Origin of the sequence: Methylotetracoccus oryzae (genome assembly GCF_006175985.1) — a bacterium.
GTDB classification, from domain to species: domain Bacteria; phylum Pseudomonadota; class Gammaproteobacteria; order Methylococcales; family Methylococcaceae; genus Methylotetracoccus; species Methylotetracoccus oryzae.
Genome location: NZ_SRSH01000015.1, coordinates 76,195 through 97,420 on the forward strand (window position 1 = coordinate 76,195; position 21,226 = coordinate 97,420).

Annotated in this window: 18 protein-coding genes; 13 read left to right on the plus strand and 5 right to left on the minus strand. The window is 65.5% G+C overall.

Translation table 11 applies throughout. The annotated features are described in order from the left end of the window. Positions 1-35 precede the first annotated feature (35 nt). Entirely contained in the window at positions 36-944 is a 909-nt protein-coding gene (argB, locus tag BWR02_RS15135; RefSeq protein WP_139558764.1) for an acetylglutamate kinase, read from the minus strand. A gap of 429 nt (positions 945-1,373) precedes the next feature. On the opposite strand from argB, the gene BWR02_RS15140 reads away from it, so the two are divergent. From BWR02_RS15140 to BWR02_RS15150, 3 genes are all read left to right on the plus strand, one after another. Continuing rightward, complete coding sequence (locus BWR02_RS15140; protein WP_139558765.1) at positions 1,374-2,468, plus strand: glycosyltransferase; 1,095 nt, start codon at positions 1,374-1,376, stop codon at positions 2,466-2,468. Positions 2,469-2,558: 90 nt separating this feature from the next. Continuing rightward, positions 2,559-3,263, plus strand: a complete 705-nt coding sequence (gene thyX, locus BWR02_RS15145; protein ID WP_139558766.1) for an FAD-dependent thymidylate synthase — start codon at positions 2,559-2,561, stop codon at positions 3,261-3,263. A 111-nt stretch (positions 3,264-3,374) separates the two neighbouring features. After that, a complete protein-coding gene (locus tag BWR02_RS15150; RefSeq protein WP_139558767.1) occupies positions 3,375-4,184 on the plus strand; it encodes a Stf0 family sulfotransferase in 810 nt (269 codons plus the stop codon). Between the two features lie 59 nt (positions 4,185-4,243). Here BWR02_RS15150 and BWR02_RS15155 read toward each other — a convergent pair whose 3' ends face one another. Genes BWR02_RS15155 through ccmA form a run of 3 tightly spaced genes read right to left on the minus strand, consistent with a single transcriptional unit; the run spans position 4,244 to position 6,297 of the window. After that, positions 4,244-4,975 (minus strand): heme ABC transporter permease, encoded by a 732-nt coding sequence (locus tag BWR02_RS15155; protein ID WP_139558768.1) that lies wholly within the window; start codon positions 4,973-4,975, stop codon positions 4,244-4,246. 4 nt (positions 4,976-4,979) lie between these two features. Then, positions 4,980-5,657, minus strand: coding sequence for a heme exporter protein CcmB (gene ccmB / locus BWR02_RS15160; RefSeq protein WP_139558769.1), 678 nt, complete (start codon positions 5,655-5,657; stop codon positions 4,980-4,982). A gap of 1 nt (position 5,658) precedes the next feature. Further along, on the minus strand, positions 5,659-6,297 hold the full coding sequence (ccmA, locus tag BWR02_RS15165; RefSeq protein ID WP_139558770.1) for a cytochrome c biogenesis heme-transporting ATPase CcmA: 639 nt from the start codon (positions 6,295-6,297) through the stop codon (positions 5,659-5,661). A 557-nt stretch (positions 6,298-6,854) separates the two neighbouring features. Between ccmA and BWR02_RS15170 the strand changes: the two genes are divergently transcribed. The 10 genes from BWR02_RS15170 (at position 6,855) to BWR02_RS15215 (ending at position 19,788) form a co-directional block, all read left to right on the plus strand. Further along, on the plus strand, positions 6,855-8,156 hold the full coding sequence (locus BWR02_RS15170) for a M18 family aminopeptidase (protein WP_139558771.1): 1,302 nt from the start codon (positions 6,855-6,857) through the stop codon (positions 8,154-8,156). Between the two features lie 298 nt (positions 8,157-8,454). Continuing rightward, on the plus strand, positions 8,455-9,627 hold the full coding sequence (locus BWR02_RS15175) for a glycosyltransferase (protein ID WP_236102290.1): 1,173 nt from the start codon (positions 8,455-8,457) through the stop codon (positions 9,625-9,627). Beyond that, on the plus strand, positions 9,624-10,748 hold the full coding sequence (locus BWR02_RS15180; protein ID WP_139558773.1) for a glycosyltransferase: 1,125 nt from the start codon (positions 9,624-9,626) through the stop codon (positions 10,746-10,748). Before BWR02_RS15175 ends, BWR02_RS15180 begins: the two co-directional genes overlap by 4 nt. A gap of 19 nt (positions 10,749-10,767) precedes the next feature. Next, the gene (locus BWR02_RS15185) at positions 10,768-11,454 is read left to right on the plus strand and encodes a sulfotransferase family 2 domain-containing protein (RefSeq protein ID WP_139558774.1); all 687 of its coding nucleotides are present in this window, start codon (positions 10,768-10,770) and stop codon (positions 11,452-11,454) included. Between the two features lie 42 nt (positions 11,455-11,496). Then, positions 11,497-12,600, plus strand: coding sequence for a glycosyltransferase family 9 protein (locus tag BWR02_RS15190; RefSeq protein ID WP_139558775.1), 1,104 nt, complete (start codon positions 11,497-11,499; stop codon positions 12,598-12,600). Next, complete coding sequence (gene asnB / locus BWR02_RS15195) at positions 12,601-14,418, plus strand: asparagine synthase (glutamine-hydrolyzing) (protein ID WP_139558776.1); 1,818 nt, start codon at positions 12,601-12,603, stop codon at positions 14,416-14,418. 116 nt (positions 14,419-14,534) lie between these two features. Next, positions 14,535-16,274 carry a ClcB-like voltage-gated chloride channel protein gene (locus tag BWR02_RS15200; RefSeq protein WP_139558777.1) on the plus strand — a complete coding sequence of 580 codons (1,740 nt, stop codon included), beginning with the start codon at positions 14,535-14,537 and terminating at the stop codon, positions 16,272-16,274. A gap of 264 nt (positions 16,275-16,538) precedes the next feature. Next, complete coding sequence (locus BWR02_RS15205) at positions 16,539-17,135, plus strand: Uma2 family endonuclease (protein WP_129884543.1); 597 nt, start codon at positions 16,539-16,541, stop codon at positions 17,133-17,135. 156 nt (positions 17,136-17,291) lie between these two features. After that, positions 17,292-19,118 carry a lipid A export permease/ATP-binding protein MsbA gene (gene msbA / locus BWR02_RS15210; RefSeq protein WP_129884544.1) on the plus strand — a complete coding sequence of 609 codons (1,827 nt, stop codon included), beginning with the start codon at positions 17,292-17,294 and terminating at the stop codon, positions 19,116-19,118. Positions 19,119-19,287: 169 nt separating this feature from the next. After that, complete coding sequence (locus BWR02_RS15215; protein WP_139558778.1) at positions 19,288-19,788, plus strand: hypothetical protein; 501 nt, start codon at positions 19,288-19,290, stop codon at positions 19,786-19,788. Between the two features lie 93 nt (positions 19,789-19,881). Here BWR02_RS15215 and BWR02_RS15220 read toward each other — a convergent pair whose 3' ends face one another. Continuing rightward, positions 19,882-21,225, minus strand: a complete 1,344-nt coding sequence (locus BWR02_RS15220) for a sigma-54-dependent transcriptional regulator (protein ID WP_139558779.1) — start codon at positions 21,223-21,225, stop codon at positions 19,882-19,884. Position 21,226: the final 1 nt, after the last annotated feature.

Here is a 21,226-nt window from a genome sequence, read left to right on the forward strand (position 1 = left end):
AAGCGGGCGGATCGAGCCTGCCCGCGTCGCTGCCGTTACCGTCGCATCAGCAGCGTGCCGATACCCCGGTCGGTAAAGAGTTCGAGCAGGACCGCATGGTCGATGCGGCCGTCGATGATGTGTGCGCTGTTGACGCCGGCTTTCAGCGCGTCCATGGCGCAGTCGACTTTCGGAATCATGCCGCCGCTGATCGTGCCGTCCTCGATCAGCGCGTCGACCTCGGCGAGCGACAGCCCCGTCAGCAATTCTCCCTGCGCGTCCAGGATCCCGGTGGTATTGGTCAATAGGATCAGCTTCTCCGCCTTCATGACCTCAGCCATTTTTCCGGCGACGAGATCCGCATTGATGTTGTAGGAAAAGCCGTCCTGACCGACGCCGATCGGTGCGATGACGGGAATGAAGTCGCCCTTGATCAGCATGTCGACCACGGCGGCGTTGATGCTGGCGACTTCGCCGACGTGTCCTAGATCGATGATTTCCTGTTCTTCGCTCTCCGGAGTGCGCTGCTTCATGACAATCTTGCGGGCGTGAATCAGATCGCCGTCCTTGCCCGACAAACCGACTGCCGAGCCGCCGTGACGGTTCAGCAGATTCACGATTTCCTTGTTGACCAGCCCACCGAGCACCATCTCGACGACGTCCATGGTCTCGGCATCCGTGACCCGCATGCCTTGGACGAACTCGCTGGTCTTGCCGAGGCGCTTCAGCAGATCGCCGATCTGCGGGCCGCCACCGTGCACGATGACCGGATTCACACCGACCAGCTTCAGCAGCACGATGTCGCGCGCGAAGCTGCTCTTGAGCTGTTCGTCCACCATCGCGTTGCCGCCGTATTTGACGACGATGGTCTTGCCGCGGAAACGGCGGATGTAGGGCAAGGCCTCGGTCAGAACGTGGGCGATATCGCGGGCAGACTGGCTTTCGATGGTCTCCTGTTTTTTCACTTTTGGCTCCATGACGGGTTCATAACAGAAAGGGTCGATCGCACCTCGAGATCCCCGGCACGGGCCGTCAGGGCGGTTCGGCCGGGTCGACGCAGCGGCCGGACGTCAGGTGACGCGCGCGGCTTTTAGGCGAGGCGGCTGGCTGGACCTGGGCCGGGGCCGAACAAGGCTTCCGGCGGCCGCGGTGGGTAAGCAGCGGCGTCGGCCTCCCGACGGTGTGTCCTCCGGCCCCGGTCGCGGCCCTATCGCGACATACTATCACCGGGTCCGGTCCCGAGCGGGGCTGCGCTTGGTGTAGAATCCCGGCCGGCAGCCGTCTGCGGCAGACGGCGATTCCGAAAGCCGCAGGTCGGGCTGGCCCCACCGCGCCTCTTCATGTTTACGCTGCCGATCCGGCGGCCGCAAGTTCAGCATTCCCCGCCGTAATCGATGAAGATTTTACATGTCGAAGGAGGCCGCAACTTCTATGGCGGAGCGCAGCAGCTGCTCTACCTGTTGAAAGGCTTGTCGGCGCGGGGCCTAGAGAACGCGCTGGTCTGCCCGCTCGGTTGCGAGTTGGGGCTCCGGGCGGCGCCGTTCGCCGCGGTACATGAGCTGCCGATGGGAGGCGACCTGGATGTGCGCCTGATTGCGCGCCTCGGCCGGGTCATACGTTCGGTCGGACCCGATCTGGTCCACCTGCACAGCCGCATCGGGGCCGACGTCATGGGCGGACTCGCTGCCCGGCTGGCCGGGGTGCCGGTGGTCCACTCCCGTCGTGTCGACAATCCGGAGCACCCGCTCGTCGTCGCGCTGAAATACCGGCTGTTCGACCGCGTCATCGCGATTTCGGAAGAGATCGGCCGGGTGAAGCGAGCCGAGGGGTTACCTGCGGCGAAGCTGCGGTGCGTGCACAGTGCAGTTGATCCCACGCCCTATCTCGCGCGACCGGAGCGGGACTGGCTGTGTTCGGAGTTCGGCCTGCCTCTGGAAGGGCCGATCCTCGCGGTCGTTGCGCAGCTGATCGGGCGGAAGGGGCACCGCTACCTGTTGCAGGCGCTGCCGCCCCTGGTTGCGCGCTTCCCGCAGCTCTCCGCGCTGTTCTTCGGCAAGGGTGCACTGGAGCAGGAATTGCGGCAGCTTGCGGCGCGGGCCGGTGTTGCCGAACGGGTGCACTTTGCCGGTTTCCGTAGCGATCTGCCGCGCATTCTGCCCTGCCTGGACCTGCTGGTTCACCCGGCGCTCGCGGAGGGTCTGGGTGTCTCGTTGCTGCAGGGCGCCAGCGCCGGCGTTCCTATCGTGGCGTTTCGCGCCGGCGGGGTGCCCGAAGTCGTGCACGACGGCGTGAACGGCCTGCTGGTCGAGCCGGGGGACGTCGATGGCCTCGTGCAGGCGATCGAGGCCATCCTGGGGGATCCGGCCCGGGCGAGCGCGATGGGGCGCGCGGGCCGTTCCCTGGTCCAGCGGGAGTTTTCGGTCGATCGGATGGTCGAGGGAAATCTCGCGGTCTATCGCGAACTGCTGGCCGAGCGCGGCAGGCTGTGAGGCATCCGGCGTGGCGCGTAGGCAGTCGGCCGTGCGTTCTGCTATAAAGGCGCGGCGCACCCCTGTACCGCGCTGCGACGCGAGACCGACATGATGACATTCGATCCCTTAGGCGATGGCATTTCCCGTGTGGAGCATCTCGACCACATGGGCGACGATCTGCGCGTGGTCAACGCGGCGCGGATCAGCTTCGATCGAGAGAGCCACCTCGAATGCGATGACACCGGCCAGTGGCTGCAGGATCAGGATGAGAAGCTGATCGGTTTCCTGGCCGAGAACGAGCACGTGAGTCCGTTCTTTCATCCGCAGATTTGCCTGCGCATCACGATGCCTTCCTTCCTGGCGCATCAATGGTGGCGTTCGACCGTTGGCGTGTCCCGCTCGGAAGTCTACCGGCGCTACGTCGTCGCGGAACCGCAATGCTACCAGCCTCCGCACTGGCGTCTGCGCGCGCAGCAACCCAAGGCGGGCAGCGGCACCGGAGAACTTGGTGCGGAGCGGCAGGCCGCCCTGTCGGTCGAGGTCGAACGCCTGTATCGGGACATCAGGACGCTGTACGGTCAGATGATTCAGGAAGGCGTCGCGCCCGAACTGGCGCAGGCCGTTTTGCCTCAGGCCACCTACACGCGCTGGATCGAGACCGGCAGCCTGCATTATTTCGTTCGTGCCTGCGGCTTGCACACGGGGCCGATGGCCCAGCGCGAACTGAGGCTTTATGCCGAGGCCGTCAGCGAGATCGTCGGCGGCCTGTTCCCGGTCTCGTGGAAGGCCCTGACCCGTCACACGGCAGCGTGAAAAGTCGGTGCACGGAGCCGACGAAGCGGCAAGCCCTCTGCCCCATCCCCTTGCTCCGACGCGTTGCGGCGGGTCTGAGCAGGACGACGTCGCCCGCGCGGAGCCGCGCGGATGAGCACGAATCCGACGATTGCGAGCATTTTCGCGGCTGCCGCCGTCGATCCCGATCGGCTCGCAGCGGCGGAATCACTGCCCGAGCCGCGCAGTCGTTACCTCATCGCGATGACGCCGCGTTCCGGAAGCAGCTGGCTTTGCGCCGCCCTGAAGGCGACGCGTCGGTTCGGCCGGCCGGACGAAGCGCTCAACGCAGCGGACATTCCCAACGTCCTGAAGTGGGTTCCGGGCGCTACACCCGAGGCCTATCTCCGCAATGTCACCCGTGCCTGGAGCAGCCGCAATCGGGTGTCGGGCCTGAAGGTCAGCTGGTTCCAGTTCAGGGACTTCGAGGCGGCCATGCAGGATCGCTCCTACCTTGCCGGATTCCGCTGGATCTATCTCACGCGTCGTGACCTGGCGGCGCAGGCGGTATCGCTCTACAAGGCGGTCGAGACCTCCGTCTGGCATACGAACGTCAGCCACGCCGACGCGGCGCTAAGAAAGCTGGAAGCGCTGGAGTACCGCTACGAGGCCATCGCCGAGTGGTACCGGCACATCGTGGAACAGGAGCGTGGCTGGCAGGCCTACTTCTTCCGGAGACGCATCTTCCCGCTCTGCCTCAGTTACGAGGACGTCGAATACGACCTGCCGGGGGCGGTGAAGCGTATCGCCACCTTTGTCGGTGTCAAACCGGACAACGTGTCGCTTCCGGCCGAGCCGACCGTCTTCCGCAAGGTCAGCGATGAGCGCAATGGCGAGTGGGCGAGGCGCCTGTTGCTCGATCTGCAACGCGACGCCGATTCCCGGCGCCAGCCTGCTCGATAAATGCGGCGTCTAATGCTGCCCTGTGCGTGCGTCGGCCTGGGGAGCGTCGCCGAACGCAGCTACCCCAGCAACTCCTCCACCCATGCGCTGCGGCGTTCCCGCTCCAATACCTCGGTGCGCGCGCGCATCAACACCAGCGTGAAAAAGTAAAACTGAAATGCGGCCGCCATGAGCAGCAGCGGCAGCAGCATCGACAAGTGGATGGACGGCTTGTCGAACTTGGTCACGGTCGGCCCCTGATGCAGCGTGTTCCACCATTCGACCGAGTAGTGAATGATCGGGATGTTCACCACCCCGACCAGAATCAGCACGCCGCCGGCCCTTCCCGCCGCGCGCTTGTCGTCTATCGCGGAGACCAGCGCGATATACCCAAGGTACAGGAACAGCAGGATCAGCTCCGAGGTCAGGCGTGCGTCCCAGACCCACCAGGCGCCCCACATCGGTTTGCCCCAGAGCGAGCCAGTCGCCAGTGCCAGGAACGTGAACGAAGCGCCCAGCACGGCGGAACTGCTGGCCATGACATCGGCGAGCTTGATGTTCCAGATCAGGTGTATCGCGGCCGCGACCGCCATGAACACGTAGACGAACAGCGACATCCAGGCGCTGGGCACATGGATGAACATGATCCGGTAGCTCTCGCCTTGCTGATAGTCGGGCGGCGCGACGAAAAGGCCGAAATAAAGCCCGGCAACCATGAACAGCACGGTGAGCGCCGCGAGCCACGGAATCATTTTCCCGGCAATGCGGTAGAAGTGCTTGGGCGAGGCGAATTTATGCAGGAAAGTCCACATGGCGTTAGCTCAAACTGATGCGCAAGGCCGCGGCTACGGCGAACGGTGCCAGCGTGACACCGAGCGCCAGCAGCGCGGCCAGCAGGTACAGCTGACCGGCGACCGGAAGTCCGGCGGCGGCAGCGGAAACGGCGCTGGTCGCAAAGATCAGCACCGGGATGTAGAGCGGGAGGATCAGCAGCGTCAGCAGGAGGCCGCCCCGCCGCAGGCCCACCGTCAACGCCACGCCGACCGCTCCGATCAGGCTCAACAGCGGAGTCCCGATCGCGAGACTCGCGACCAACACCTTGACCGCCGCCGCCGGCATCGAGAGCAGCAGGCCCAGCAGGGGTGCCAGCAGCACCATCGGCAGGCCACTGACGAGCCAGTGTGCCAGGACTTTGGCGATCACGAGCACCGGCAGTGGCTGCGGGCTCAACAACAGTTGTTCCAAAGAGCCGTCGTCGAAATCGGTGCGGAACAGGTTTTCCAGCGAAAACAGGGCCGCGAGCAAGGCGGCGATCCAGATCACGCCGGGTGCGATCTGCCGCAGCAGGTTCACGTCCGGGCTGACGCCGAGAGGGTATAGCGTCACGATCATCAGGAAGAAGATGAGGGGATTGGCGAGTTCTCCGCGATGGCGAAAGGCCAGCATCAGGTCGCGCCGGAGCAACGCCAGGAAGGCGGCGACGAGACTGTCCATGCTATGCCAGCACCAGGCTGCGGAGCGGGCCGGATACCTCGATCGGCTGGTGCGAGGTCAGCACGGCCAGTCCGCCCCGGTCGGCATGCCGATCGAGCAATTGCCGGACGAGGGTCAAGCCTCGGGTATCGAGCGCCGTGAACGGCTCATCCAGGATCCACAAGGGAGCGGCGCTGAGCAGCAGACGGCTCAGCGCCGTGCGTTGCCGCTGTCCGGCCGAAAGTATGCGCGTCGGCGCATCCTGATACCCGTCCAGCCCCACGGTCGCCAGCGCGTGCGTGATCGCGTCGTCATTGGCTTCCAGCCCCGCCAGCGTAAGCCACAGACGCAGGTTTTCCAGGGGAGACAAGTCCATCTTCAGGCCGCCCTGATGTCCCAGGTAGATCATTTCGGCACAATACTCGGCGCGGCGGCGGGCGATGGCGTGCCCGCGCCAGACGACGCTGCCTTCGCTTGGCAGGCTGAGGCCGGCGAGAATCCGTAGCAGGCTGGTCTTGCCGGCTCCGTTGGCACCCTCGACGGCGAGCAACTCGCCGGCAGCCAGATCGAAGGACAAGTCGCAGAACAGCAGACGGTCGCCTCGAATGCATTCCAGGCCATGCGCTTGCAGCTCCGCGGCATCGGGTGACGGCTTACCCATCGGGTCGTGTTGGGAAAATACGGTGGGAAATCGGTTGGGAAACGCCTCACCGTTCCCCATCGCGTGCCGCGCTTGCGCGGCCAGCGCGCATGATAGCGGTTGCAGGCAGCGGGTCAAAGCGCGGTGCACTACGTGGACCGGGCCCCGGGCGTGTCGCTGCGGCGCTCCGCTGCGACCCCGCTAGGCCCTTCGGGTTATCCGGATAATCATCCGGACCGCTGTCTGTCCCGTCGCAGCGACAGGCCCGGCGCGAACAGTAGCCGGTCCTCGGCAGTCGGCGCTCGGGGTATCGGTCCGCGGCCTGCGGCCCGCATGGCCGCGACCCGCTGGATGCGGCCGGGGCAGGGAAGGCGGGCTACAATAGCCGCCGAGGCAGGGCGCCCAGGGCGTTCGGCGTTACCACGGACCGCGCAAGCTGCGGTCCCGTTTGGCGGTTCAGCCGGTGCTGCTTACCATCCGCCATCGTGACGAGCCGGCCCGATCGTGGACGATCCGAAGAGACTCCGAAGGGCCAGGAGCGCTTGCATGGTTTCCGTTATAACTGATCTGGACTGGACATGATCATTACGCCCGACGTTCGCGCCCATGCTCAGGCGCTGCTCGATTTCATCGATGCGTCGCCCAGCCCCTGGCATGCCGTGGCCGTCATGGCGCGCGCGCTGGAGGCCGCAGGCTTTCGTGAACTGGACGAAGCACAGACCTGGAGCCTTGCGCCGGGGGCGCGGCACTATGTGATCCGCGGCGGTTCTTCGCTGGTGGCTTTCATCGCCGGTCTGCAGCCGGTCGAGGAAGCCGGTTTCCGGATCGTCGGTGCGCATACGGATTCTCCGGGCCTGCGCGTCAAACCGCGACCGGCCGATACCGCCGGCCGCTTGATCCGGGTCGGTGTCGAAGTGTACGGCGGCCCCATCCTCGCGACCTTCGCCGATCGGGATCTGGGCTTGGCGGGGCGCGTGAGCCTGAGGAGCGCCCAGGGCGTGGAGACGCGACTGGTGCTGCTGGACCGACCTCTGCTGCGCCTGCCGAATCTGGCGATACACATGAACCGCAAGGTCAACGAGGACGGCCTGAAGTTCAACCGGCAGACCGAACTGCCGCTGCTGCTGACGAGTGTCGGCGATGCGCCGGCAGACGATGTCTTTCTGCGTCTGCTCGGCGCTGCCGCTGGCTGTAGCGCGGGCGACATCCTCGGTGTTGAGCTGAATGCGTTCGACACCCAGCGCGGTGCGTTCTGGGGAGCGAATGAGGAATTCATCGCGAACAGCCAGCTCGACAACCTCGCCTCGTGCCATGCCGGCTTCGTCGCGTTGATGGGCGCCGCACCGTCGCCCGTGACCTGTGTCGGGGCTTTCTTCGATCACGAGGAGATCGGCAGCGAAAGCGCGAAGGGCGCTGCCGGCAGCCTGTTGTCCGACGTGCTGGAGCGCATCGTCCAGGCTGGCGGCGGCAGCCGCGAGGGCTTGCGGCGTGGCCTGGCGCGGAGCCTGATGATCAGCGCGGACATGGCGCATGCATTCCAGCCGAATTTCCCCGGCGCCTACGAACCGGGGCACCTGGTTGCCGTCAATGCCGGGCCCGTCATCAAGAGCAACGTCAATCAGCGCTATGCCACCGATGGCGTCGGCGCAGCGCGGTTCGCGCATCTGTGCGAGCGCGCGGGGGTGCCCTATCAGATGTACTGCCATCGCAGCGACCTCGCCTGCGGGAGCACGATCGGACCCATGACAGCGGCGCGCCTGGGGCTGGATGTGATCGACGTCGGCAACCCGATGTGGGCGATGCACAGCATTCGGGAGAGCGCGGGCGTTCTGGACCATGCCTACCTGCTCCGCGTGCTGCATGAATTTTTTGCCGGTTGATGCGCCGCCGCAGCCATTCACCCCCCCTGTGCTGGGTAGTGGGAGCGGGCCGGGAGGGCGAGACCGTCTGCGAGAGGGAACCCGCAGGCGAGCCTCCAGGGACGGATTCACGGCGTGTCTCGGCTTCCCCGCCCGCTCCCGCGCGGGGGCGGCGTGAACCGTTATCGCGCCGCCGGGCCATTCTTGACAACTTTACCGGTCGGGCGCATCGTTCTTAAGCCATGCGGCGCCCCCTCCATCCCCACGTCTGTTGCACGCATTGATTCAGGACGAACCCCACACAGCCCCGACACCGGTGGTGCTGTTCATTCCCAGCTACGGCGATGGCGGTGTCGAACGCAACTTCGTGTATCTGGCCAATGGCCTCGCGCATGCCGGTTATCCCGTCACACTGATGACCAGCGCCGACCGCTGCGTGTTCCTGGAACAGTTACACCCCAGGGTTGACCTGTGCCGCCTCGCGGGCGCGAGCGAAAGAGAGCTGGCAGCCGAGCTGCTGGCCTTTCTGGCCGGTCAACCGCCCGCGGTCGTGATGACGGGCCAGCATCGCGACGACTGCATCGCGATGACCGCCAAACGCCAACTCGATCGAGGCGGCCACCGTTTTTTCATCAGCGTCGGCACGCCCTTGTCGCAACAGGCGCGGGAAAGCCATCCGTTCTGGCCCAAGCGCTGGTGGTATCGCCGTCGTTTGCGAGCCCTTTTTTCCCGCTGTGACGGTCTGATCGCCAACGCGCAGGGCGTCGCACGGGATCTGACAACATTTCTCGGCGTTGCGCCGTCCCGCATCGCCGTCGCCCCGAACCCCGCCGTGCCGCCGGATATTCTCACGCGGGCGGCGGCGCCGGTCGACCATCCCTGGCTATCCGATACGGCGATACCGGTGGTCATGGCCGCCGGGCGCCTGAGCCGGGTCAAGGACTTTCCGACCCTGCTGGAGGCTTTTGCGCGGCTGCGTGCCATGCGCCGGTGTCGTTTGATGATCCTGGGGCAGGGGCGACAGCGGCGGAAGCTGGAGCGACTCGCGCGGACGCTGGGCGTGGCCTCAGACGTCGAGTTCACTGGTTTCGTGGATAATCCCTATGCCTATCTGGCCCGGGCGTCGGTGTTCGTCGTGTCGTCGTTGAGGGAAGGCGGGCCGAACGTTCTGATCGAAGCCCTGGCCTGCGGCACTCCGGTGGTCGCAACCGACTGCCCCTACGGCCCGCGCGAGATCCTGGAAAGCGGGCGCTGGGGAGCACTGGTCCCGGTGGGCGATGCGCCGGCGCTGGCCGAAGCGATCGACGCCGCCCTGCGCGACCCGCTGCCGGGTGCGGCGTTGAAACGGGCGGCCGAACGTTACTCGGTCGAGCAAAGCACCCGCAGTTATCTGCAGGCATTCGGCCTCATGCCACTGTCCAATCCGGCAGTTCCCGCCGCCGACACGGCGCGGCCAAACTGGGTTGCCAATGCCGGCGGAGCGGTCCGATGAGCGCGCCGGAGCCGCGGAAGCTGGCCGTGTTCATTTCGTTTTCCGGGACCGGCGGTGTCGAGCGGATGGTCCTGAATCTGTTGCCCGATATCGTGAACGCCGGTGTCAAGGTCGATCTGCTGGCCATCGAGCGGTATCCGACGCCCGAACTCAAGAAGCTGGGCGACTACGGTGTGCGTCGTATCGATCTGAACGTGCGCCACTCCTCGCTGGCGGTGCCGGCCTTGATGCGCTACCTGCGGACCAGCCGGCCGGCTGCTCTGCTGGCGGCGAAGGATCGCGCGATCCGTGCCGCCGTGGTGGCCCGCAAGCTCAGCGGTGAACGCGAGCGTGTGCGATTGGTCGGGCGCCTCGGCACGCATCTTTCCGCAGCCCTGGAACGCAAGCCGGCGCCGTTGCGCTGGTTCCGCACCGGGCCGATGCGGCTCATTTACCAGGGCGTGGACTGTGTCGTGGCGAACTCGGAGGGTGTGGCCGAGGACACGCGCCGACTGACGCAGTTGCCCGATGAGCGCGTGATCGTGATCCGCAATCCCGTCGTGACTCCGGCGCTGGACGTACTGGCGCAGGAGCCGGTCATGCATCCGTGGTTTCACACCGGGGCCCCACCGGTGATTCTGGGCGCAGGCCGGCTCACCGTGCAGAAGGATTTTCCGACGCTGATCCGCGCATTCGCCCGGGTTCGGGTGCGGCGCCCTTGTCGTCTGGTGATCCTGGGGCAGGGAGGGCTGCGGTCGGAGCTGGAGGCGCTGGTTCAATCGCTGGGTGTCGGCGATGACGTGTGGATGCCCGGGCATGTGACGAATCCCTACGCCTTCATGGCCAAGGCCGCGGTGTTTGCGTTGTCCTCCGCCTGGGAAGGCAGCCCCAACGTCCTGACTGAGGCGCTGGCCGTGGGCACGCCCTCGGTGGCGACCGACTGCCCCAGCGGTCCGCGGGAGATTCTGCGCGGAGGAGAGTTCGGACGCCTGGTGCCGGTCGGCGATGCGGCGGCGCTGGCGGATGCCATCCTCGCGACGCTGGACCGGCCCTTGCCGGGCCCGGTGCTGCGCCAGGCGGTTGCCGAATACTCCTGTCACGTCAGCGCCCGACGCTATCTCGAAGCCTTACATCTGATCTAGCGTCCGGACCCACGGTGCCATGCTGCTATCTCTTCGCTACCGATTCCTGTTCGTGCATATCGCCAAGACCGGCGGCACCAGCGTGCGCGATTCGCTCGGCTGGTATAAGTGGACCGATCCCTACCGGTTCCCGCAATTCCTGTGCAGCAAGCTCAGCGGGCTGACCGGGCATCGGATCGGCGCCAAGTTCCCGCGCCATGCGAAGGCCATCGCCGCGCAGGAGATGCTGCCCCGCGAGGTCTACGAGCAGTTGTTCAAGTTCGCCTTCGTGCGGAATCCATGGGATCTCCAGGTCAGCTCCTACCATCACATCCGCCGTGAGAGGCCCGACCTGATGACGGGCATTCCCGACTTCGCGGCTTTCCTGCGCTGGAAGTTCGATCCGCAGCGCCCCCCGCAGTATCATGCCGACATGTCGACCGTGGTCCAGAGCGACTACCTGATCGACCTGCATGGCTCCCTGATCGTGGATTACGTGGGGCGCTACGAGCATCTGGTCGAGGATTTCGAAACCGCCTGCCGCAAGATCGGCATACGCGCGCCAAAACTCCGTCACAGCCGCCGCGCGACGGACCGGAGGCGGGACTACCGCGCCTACTTTGACGACGCCTCGGCAGCCCTGATCGCCGAACATTACCAGGCCGATTGCGAGCGCTTCGGCTACCGCTTCGATGATCCTTCGGTCTGCCTGCTGACGGGGGAATAGCGTGACCCTTTCGGCTGGTGTGCCGCAGCCCATGCGGTGGTCATGAGCAAGCGGCGCCCGTCGCCGGCTGTGCCCGATAGCATCCTGATCATCCGGCTCAGTGCGATCGGCGACATCATCATGGCCTCGGGTGTCTTGCCGTGCCTGCGTGCCGCTTTTCCCGCGGCGCGCATTGCCTGGCTGACCGAGGCCGGCAACGAGGAACTGCTGCAGGCCAATCCGCGCCTCGACCGTGTCTTCGTCTGGCCGCGCCGACGCTGGCGTGAAGACTGGAAGGCGGGCCGCCGCCGGGCCGTCTGGCGGGAATTCCATCAGCTCCGACAGGAGTTGAGGGGTCAGCGCTTCGACTGGATCCTCGACTTGCAGGGCTTGCTGAAGAGTGCGCTGTGGGCGCGGCTGGCTGGCGGCCGCCGCCGCATCGGGCTCGGTTCGAAGGAGGGGTCGCAGTGGCTGATGACCGAGGTCGTCGACCGGCCGACCGAGAGCCCGCTGATCGGCAAGGAATACCGTCATCTGATGAACGTCCTGGCCGCCGCGCCGGAACGATTCACGATGGACATGGCCGTCTCGGCCGAGGCCGATCGCCACGCCTCCACGTTGTTGCACGGGTCCGGTGTCGTGGGACCGTTCGCGGTGTTCTGCCCGTTCACGACGCGGCCGCAGAAACACTGGTTCGACGAGCGCTGGGTGGAACTGGCGGTGCGAACACGCCGGGAGGCGGGTCTGGTGCCCGTGCTCGTTGGGGGACCAGGCGACCGGGAGCGCGCCGCAGCCATCGTGCAGTCCAGCGCCGGCGCTGCAGTCAACCTGTGCGGCCGGACCCGGCTGGACGAATGCGCCGCGGTGATCCGGAGGGCTGCGCTGGTGGTCGGCGTCGACACCGGAATGACGCATATGGGCATCGCGATGGGCCGGCCGAGCGTGACGCTGCTCGGTTCGACCGACCCCTATTTCGAGACCGGCACCGCCCATGGTCGGGTGCTCTATCACCGGCTGCCCTGTTATCCCTGCTACCGCCGGCCGACCTGCGGGGGTGAATTCACCTGTATGCGGATGCATACCGTCGAAGGCGTGTTTGACACGTTGCAAACGCTGCTGGCAGGGGCCGGGGCCGTTCCAACCGATCGTCAGGAGGGCAGGAGCTAAGTGTGCGGAATAGCGGGAATCGTGCTGCGAGGTGCGGGGGTAACCGAGAACATGCTCGAGCCGATGGCGCAGCAGATGCGCCATCGCGGGCCCGACGGCTTCGGCTTTTTCACGCACGAGGGTTTCGGTCTGGTGCACACGCGCCTGTCGATCATCGACCTGAGCGGCGGACGTCAACCGATTCTCGGCGACGATGGCCGGCTCGCCGTCGTTGCGAACGGCGAGATCTACAACTACATCGAACTGCGCGACGAGCTGGAACAGTCCGGTCGGCGCTTCGCCACACATTCCGACAGCGAGACCATTCTGCATGCCTACGCGGAGGACCCGGTCGACTTCGTCGCACGCCTGCACGGCATGTTTGCGTTCGCACTGGTCGACGTTCAGCGGCGGAAACTGGTCCTGGGTCGTGACCGCCTCGGCATCAAGCCGCTGTTCTACGCGGTCCTTCCCGACCGCGTGCTGTTCGGTTCCGAACTGAAGGCCATCCTGCCTTTACTGCCGGCTGCCCCGGCGATCGCTCCCGAGGCGCTGTCGGAATTCCTGCACGACCACTGTGCGATCGGCGAGCAGACGATCTTTCAGGGAATTCGGCGCGTCGCGCCGGGTGAAATCATCGAGATCGATGCCGACTTGCGAATCCGTCGCCGGACCTACTGGTCGGCGCTGAGCGTCAGGCCACGCGCGATCGATTTCACCGAAGCCGATGCGGAGTTCGAGGCGCTGTTCGAGCAGGTGATGCGCGAGCATGTTCGCTCCGACGTGCCGTATGGCCTGTTCCTTTCCGGCGGCAACGACTCGGCGATCCTGCTGGCCATGTTGAGCCGCTTCCAGAGCCAGCCGGTACGGACCTTTTCGATCGGCTACCGCGACGCCGCGATGAAGGACGAACTGGATGACGCCGAGCGGATCGCCGCCGTATTCGGCAGTCAGCATTCGTCCCTGCGGGTCGACCGTTCCGCACTGTTCCGACGCATCCCGCATACCATCTGGGCCGCCGACGACTTGATGCGCGACTATGCCAGTCTGCCGACTTCGGCTCTGTCGGAGGCGGCCGCGCAGGAACTGAAGGTCGTGTTCAGCGGCGAGGGCGGCGACGAGGTCTTCGCCGGATACCGCCGCTACCGCCAGCCGGCGTTGGCCTGGTGGTTTCGAAACCTGCTCGCGCCGGGCTCCGGCGGCTTCCGGACCCGCAGCGACTGGTGGCGGCGGCGCTCGCAGCATCTGCTCGGGCCGCAACTGGCTGCGCTGCGCCCGCGCTTTCGCGACCCCTACATCAGGGCCTGGCAGAGCGCACCGGCCGACTGGAGCCATTTGACGCATTGCCAGTACACCGATATCGCGACCGATCTGGCCGACAGCCTGCTGGTCAAGGTCGACCGAATGATGATGGGGTTCGGACTCGAAGGGCGCGTGCCGTTTCTGGACCATCGCGTCGTCGAGTTCGGTCTGTCGCTGCCCGACGCGCTGAAGAGCGACGGCCGCGAACCGAAGATCTTCCTGCGCCGCTGGGCCGAAAAGTACCTGCCCAGAGACCATCTGTACACCAAGAAACGCGGCTTCACGGTGCCGGTCCGCGAATGGCTCAGCGGCCCTTTTCTGGATGGACTCGAGCACAAGCTGATGCGCAACGCTGCCGTCCGTGAATGGTTCGAGCCCAGCCGCCTGCCGGCATTGTTCGCCGCGCAGCGTCGCAAGGGGAACGCCGGCCGCGAACTCTTCTGTCTGATGCAGTTTGCGATCTGGCATCGGCTGTTCATCGAGCAGCCCGGAAGCCAGCCGGGTGTCGACGAGGATCCGCTGGACTGGATTGCCTGACCGGCACTAAGGGCTGCCGGCCGCAAGCTGTCCATGGCGCTTGACCGTGTTTTCCTCGATCCATCGCCTCCCCTTCGGCGGCGAACAGGGACCGGCGTTGTGCGCGGCCATGGCCAATGCTGGGCTCATTTCCCCCCGAGGTCGCGATGATGGGCAGTTTCGATCGACTGTTGCTGCTTGCGCGAATCCGGCTCGGGGCGCGGTTCGGTCGCATGCCTGCGCATGGGATGTTGGTCTGGGCCGCGCTGATCGGCATGGGCGGCGGTCTGACGTCAGCCCTTTTCCGCGAGGCCAATATCGGGTTGAAGTGGCTGTTGACGGGGCAGTCCGGCGATATCGTCGCGATTGCGGAAAGCCTGTCGCCGGGGATGCGACTGTTGATTCCGACCGTGGGCGGGATCGGCGCCGGCATCGCGCTGGCGGTGGGGGCACGGCTGTTTCGCGGCATGCGAGCGCAAGAATATCTGGAAGTGATCCGGCTCGGCGACGGGGTCATCCTGTTGCGGCCGACGCTCGCGCGGCTCGTCTCTTCGCTGTTGTCGATCAGTTCCGGCACGTCGATCGGCCGGGAGGGTGGGATGGTCCAGTTGTCCGCCCTGATGGCATCGACCGTGGGCCGCCTGTTCCGGGTCTCCAAGCCGCAACTTCGCCTGCTGGTTGCCTGTGGCGGAGCCGCGGGCATCGCCTCCGCCTATAACGCGCCGCTTGGGGGAGCGCTGTTCATCGCCGAAGTCGTGCTCCAGTCGCTCGCGATCCAAGCGCTCGGACCCCTGGTCGTCGCATCGGTAGCGGCCACGCTGACCATCCGGCACTGGATCGGACTACGGCCCATCTTCACCTCCCCCGAGCTTGCCGCGCCCGCCGACGTCGACGTGCTGCCGGTGCTCGGAGTCGGTCTCCTCGCCGGTCTGCTCGCACCGGCGCTGCTGGGTTTGCTGGGGGCAGCCACCCGCGCCTTTCAGTGGTCGCGGCTGCCGCTGCCGATCCGTCTCGGTCTGGGTGGGTTCCTGGTCGGTCTGATGTCGGTGAACACGCCCGAGATCTGGGGCAACGGTCATGCGGCCACGACCGCGCTGCTCGGCGGACAGCTCGAGGCGGATTTCGTCCTCCATCTGCTGATGCTCAAGGTCCTGGCGACCGCTATCGCCGTCGGTTCGGGTGCCGTGGGCGGGGTCTTCACGCCGACGTTGCTAATGGGCGCCGCGGCCGGCTGGTTGTACGGTGAGGCTCTGCATCTGGCATTACCCGGGTTGGCAACCCATGCGGTGACCTTTGCCGCGCTCGGCATGGGAGCCTTGTTGTCGGGCACGACGCACGCGCCGCTGATGGCGATCGTGCTGGTCTTCGAGATGACGCTGGATGCCAATCTCCTGTTCCCACTGATATTGGCGGCGATGACCGCGCGCTATGTGGCCGCGGCGATCCGGCCGTCGTCCGTTTATGCGCATTCCCTGGGCACGGGACAGGCGCGGCTCCCGTATCTGCTGCATGTCGAGGACCTGCAGACGCGGCCGGTTGCCACAGTCCGCGACGACGTTTCGGCGGAACAGGTCAGAGAGATCTTCTGCCGGTCCGCCGTCCAGCATGTCTGGGTCGTCGACGCATCCGGGCGCTACCGGGGAGCGATAGCGCTGCACACGATGAAGCGCTTTCTCGGTCACGACGATCTTCGACACATCAGGGCTGCAGCGGTTTTCATGGAAGACGATGTGCCGGCGATGCGCAGCGGCGCGCCGTTGACCGATGCACTCGCCGCTTTCTCGCGAACCGGCGTCGAGCGCCTGCCAGTGGTGGGAGCGAACGGCGTCCTGCTGGGGGAAATCAGCAAGACTGATGTACTGCTCTCGCTGGCCTGACCGATCGCACACCCGACGCTGGATGGGCTAAAGCGATCGGCACGCGCACGCCGCCTTCCTTCCGCGCGCGGCGCCCGCGACCGTGCCGGTTCGTCACGGTGGGCCGGGGGGCGGGTCGACAAGATCAAGGTCATTCCCAGCGGCATCCAACGGGCGACCGGTAGCGTGCGCCGTGCGCACGGGTGAGGTCTGACGCCTGCCGCCCCGGATCCTGCACGGGGTGGTAAGCTTTGCCTGACCGATCTCCGTTTTCCGGAAGCGCTCATGAGTACGCCGCAAACCGTCCTGTCGATGACCGCTGACGAATTCCTCGAATGGGAACAGACCCAGTCCGAGAAGCACGAGTATGTCGACGGCTTCGTGTATCCGGTCTACGCGATGGTGGGTGCGCGCGATGCGCATGTGACCGTGGCGGGCAATGTATTTGCCGAGCTCCTCGCCCATTTGCGCGGCGGTCCGTGCCGGGTGTACATCAGCGACATGAAGCTGCGCGTCGACGCCGCGAACGTGTATTTTTATCCCGACGTGTTCGTGACCTGCGATGCGCGCGACCGCTCCGATCCGCTGGCAAAGCGTCACCCCAGCCTGATCGTCGAAGTCCTGTCGGATAGCACCGCGGCTTACGACCGCGGCGAGAAGTTCGCACTTTACCGCCAGGTCGATAGCCTGCAGGAGTACGTGCTGATTGACCCGCTCCGGTTCACGGTCGACTGTTTCCGGCGCGATCCGTCCGATCACTGGGTGTTGTATCCGTTCGCCGGCAGCGACACGCTCGAATTGGCAAGCGTCGGTTTCAAGGCACCGCTGGCCGCGCTGTTCGAGGACGTCGAGTCTGCGCTACCGGTACCGAATTCCGATTAGCCTGCCGCTCCCGGCCCAAGCGCGCCCCCAGCCATTTCGCTCGCAGTCCACCCAGCCTCCGGCACCGCGCTCGGGCTTCCGGCCGGGCCATGCGCTGCCACGGCATTTGGCGGCTTTCGCGTATCATTGCGTCTTTTTGCGCGTGCCCAATCGACCATGACCGGCCAGTCCGACTCCCAGCAGACCCAAACCGGTCTCGCCATCTACCGCCGCCTCCTCGCCTACGGGATGCCGTACTGGAAGATGTTCGCAATCTCGGTCGTCGCGATGATCCTGTACGCGATGCTGGGGCCGGCGTTCGCGAAGCTGATCCAGCCGCTGATCGACGGCACCTTCATCGACAAGGACCCGGCCGTCATGCGCAACGCGCCGTGGATTCTGCTCGGTCTGTCGCTGGTGCGGGGTGTCACGGGTTTCGCCGGGGATTACTGCTCGGGCTACGTCAGTCGCCGCATCATCGCCAATCTGCGCCGCGACCTGTTCGACCAACTGCTGTATCTGCCCTGCAAATACTACGACCGTTCGTCCTCGGGCCAGTTGTTGTCCCGTCTGCTCTACAACACCGAGCAGGTTTCGAATGCGTTGACCACCGGCCTCGTCTCGGCTTTCAAGGATGCACTGACGATCATCGGCCTGACCGCGTTGATGATCTACGAGAACCTGATCCTGTCGACCGTGTTCATGCTGGTCGGGCCGCTGCTGGTGTTCAGCATCCGCTTCGTCAGCAAACGTTTCCGGAACATCAGCGCGCGCATCCAGGAGTCCATGGGGAATGTCAGCCATGTGGCTCAGGAGGTCATCGACGCGCACCGCATCGTCAAGGTCTTCAACGGCAGCGACTACGAGACCGAGAAATTCGCCCGTGAGAACGAGAGCAACGCGCGGCGCTACCTGCGGTTGATCTCGACCGACTCGCTCAGCAGTGCCGTGATCCAGTTCATCTATATCAGCGGCTTCGCGGCGATCCTGTATGTCGTCTCGTTGGAGTCGGTGCGGCAGACCATCACCCCGGGCAGCCTGATCGCGTTCGTGGCCGCGATGGCGATGATGCTGAGCCCGATCAAGCGGCTGATCAGCATCATGAGCACGATCCAGAAAGGGATCGCGGCCGGCGACAGCATCTTCGAGATGCTCGACACCGAGCGCGAACACGATACCGGCACGCTGGAACTGGACAGAATCGAGGGACACATCGAATACCGGGCTATCAGCCTGAGCTACAACGAGGACCAGCAACCGGCGCTCAGCGACGTGAACCTGACCATTGAAGCCGGCAAGACGGTCGCTCTGGTCGGGCAATCGGGCAGCGGCAAGACCTCGCTGGCCCGACTGCTGCCGCGCCTGTACGAGCCGACAGCGGGGGAAATCCGGATCGACGGTCATGCGATTCGGGATCTGACGCTTGCCAACCTGCGCGGCCACATTGCCTACGTCGGCCAGGAAGTCACACTGTTCAACGACACGGTGGCGAACAACATCGCCTATGGGCGGCGCGGTGCAGTTTCGCCCGAGGAGATCCGCGAGGCGGCGCGCGCCGCGCATGCCATGGAGTTCATCGAGGCCTTACCGCAGGGTTTCGAGACGATGGTCGGGCAGCAGGGACTGATCCTGTCGGGTGGCCAGCGGCAGCGCATCGCGATTGCCCGCGCGCTGCTGAAGAATGCGCCGATCCTGATTCTGGATGAGGCAACCTCGGCGCTCGATGCCGAGTCGGAGCGCCATGTGCAGGCCGCCCTGGACATTCTGATGGCCAACCGGACCACGCTCGTCATCGCGCACCGGCTGTCGACCATCCAGAACGCCGACGAGATTTGTGTGCTGCGTGACGGGCGGGTCGTCGAGCAGGGAACTCATGCCGAGTTGCTCGCGGCTCACGGCGCGTATGCCGATCTCCATGCGTTGCAGTTCGGTCATGCCACCGGCGGCAGCCTCCGGCGCAGCGCGCCCGCCGCGGTCCAGGCGTCGCCGAATCCCGCCGTTTGAGGTGCCACCGCTTCGAGGCACTCAAATGTCAGCTAAATCCGGGATATTGCGGTTTCGCGGGTTTCGCCATAAGGTGTAGCGGCCGAAGCGCCGAACCAGGGGGCGCCTCGGCCACGAAAAACGCGCAAGCAATCTAAAACGACAAACAATCCTGGAGAGGAGAGAGAACATGTTCGAGTTGGTAGCGGGCTTGACGGTGGTATTCGCCGGTTATGTTTTATACGAGGTCTTCAAGACGGTTTCGGAAACCAACCGCCGGCCCCCCGTAGCCGGTCCGGCTCAGGAGAAGGCCAAGCTCCCGCCCGAGGCCAAGGCTGCTGCGGCCAAGCCGGTCGAGGCTCCGAAGCCTGCTGCCGAGCCGGTGCCCGAACCGGCTGCTGAAGCCACCGCGCCGCCGCCGGCCGCCGAAGCCGCCGCGGAGCCCGCATCGGCGCCGATCTCGGCTCCGCCCACCGACAAGGTGATCTCGACGTTGCGCAACCCCGCCACCGGCGAGACCTGCCCCGTGCCGACGAATTACCGCTTTGCCAAGAAGTGGGTCAAGGATGCGCTGGTTGCCGAAGGCTTGCTCGACCGGGTCTACAAGGCAGCGGATCTCGATGACGTGGGTTCGCAGCAGGTCAAGGAAGCGATCGGACGGCTGAAGAGCATCGAGAAATATCAGGGTTGAAACAACCCGTTTGAGTCCCGCCGCTCCGGCGGCGAAGGACTATTGCAGACCGGGTATCACAGCAGGGTCTCGGGCGGCCGCTTTCGGCCGTCGTCATTCCAGGCCCAGTCGCTTGAGGCGGTAGCGCAGCGACCGGAAGGTCAGCCCCAGCACGCGTGCCGCCGCCGTCCTGTTCCAGTGCGTTTTCTCCAGCGCCTCCAGAATCGCGCGCTTCTCCACGTCGTCGATATAACGGTCCAGCGGCATCGAACGGTCGTAGGGCGCGGCTTCCGTCGACCGACCCGCGTCGGTTCCCGCTTCGAGCAGCAGGTCGCCCGGCTTGATCTCGGTCTCGTCGCACATCGCGACGGCGCGTTCAAGAATGTTCTCCAGTTCGCGGACGTTGCCCGGGAACGCATAGGCGGCGAGTCGATCGAGGGCGGCTTGACTGAGCCGTAGGCCGGGCAGACCGTTTTCGGCCGCGATCCGCGCCAGAATGCGTTCGGCCAATTGCGCGATATCGCCGCCCCGGTCACGCAATGGCGGCACGTGCAGTTCGATGACATTGATCCGATAGAAGAGGTCCTGACGAAACGCGCCGTCGCGCACCGCTTCGGTCAGATTCGTGTGCGTCGCACTGAGAATCCGCACGTCGACGCGAATCTCCTTGGGATCGCCGATTCGCCGCACGGACTTTTCCTGGATCGCGCGCAGCAGCTTGACTTGCAGCGACAGTGGCAGGTCCCCGACTTCGTCCAGAAACAGGGTCCCGCCATCCGCGGCCTGGAACAGGCCTTCCTTGTCGCTTGCTGCGCCGGTAAAGCTGCCCTTGCGGTGGCCGAAGAACTCGCTTTCCATCAGTTCCCCCGGAATCGCGCCGCAGTTCACCGCAATGAACGGCTGGTCGGCCCGCGGGCTCTTGCTGTGGATCAGGCGGGCGACCAGATCCTTGCCGGTGCCTGATTCACCGGTGATCAGGATGGGTGCCTGGCTGCGGGCGAGCTTGACGATGGTGGCGCGGATCTGCCGCATCGCCGGCGAGTCACCGATCAGTGTGTCGCGCGACCGCCGGTCGATGTGGTCGCTGTGCAGACTGAGCTTCAGTCCGACCTCGACCAGACGGCGCAATACCTCGAGGTCGATCGGCTTCGGGACGAAGTCAAAGGCGCCGCTCTTGAGTGCCCGGATCGCGACGTCCATGTTGCCGTACGCGGTGATGACAGCCACCGGCAGGTTCGGGTACCGCTGCTGGATCATCTCGACGAGGTCCAGTCCATTGCCGTCGGGCAGCTTCATGTCGGTCAGGACCAGATGCACGGTGCCGCTGTCGATCAGCGCGCGCCCCGTGGCCAGATCCTCGGCGGACTTGACGGAGACTCCCATGCGGCGGAGCGTGATGCCGAGCAGTTCCCGAATGTCGGGCTCGTCGTCGATGATCAGTACGACTGGCTCAGTCATG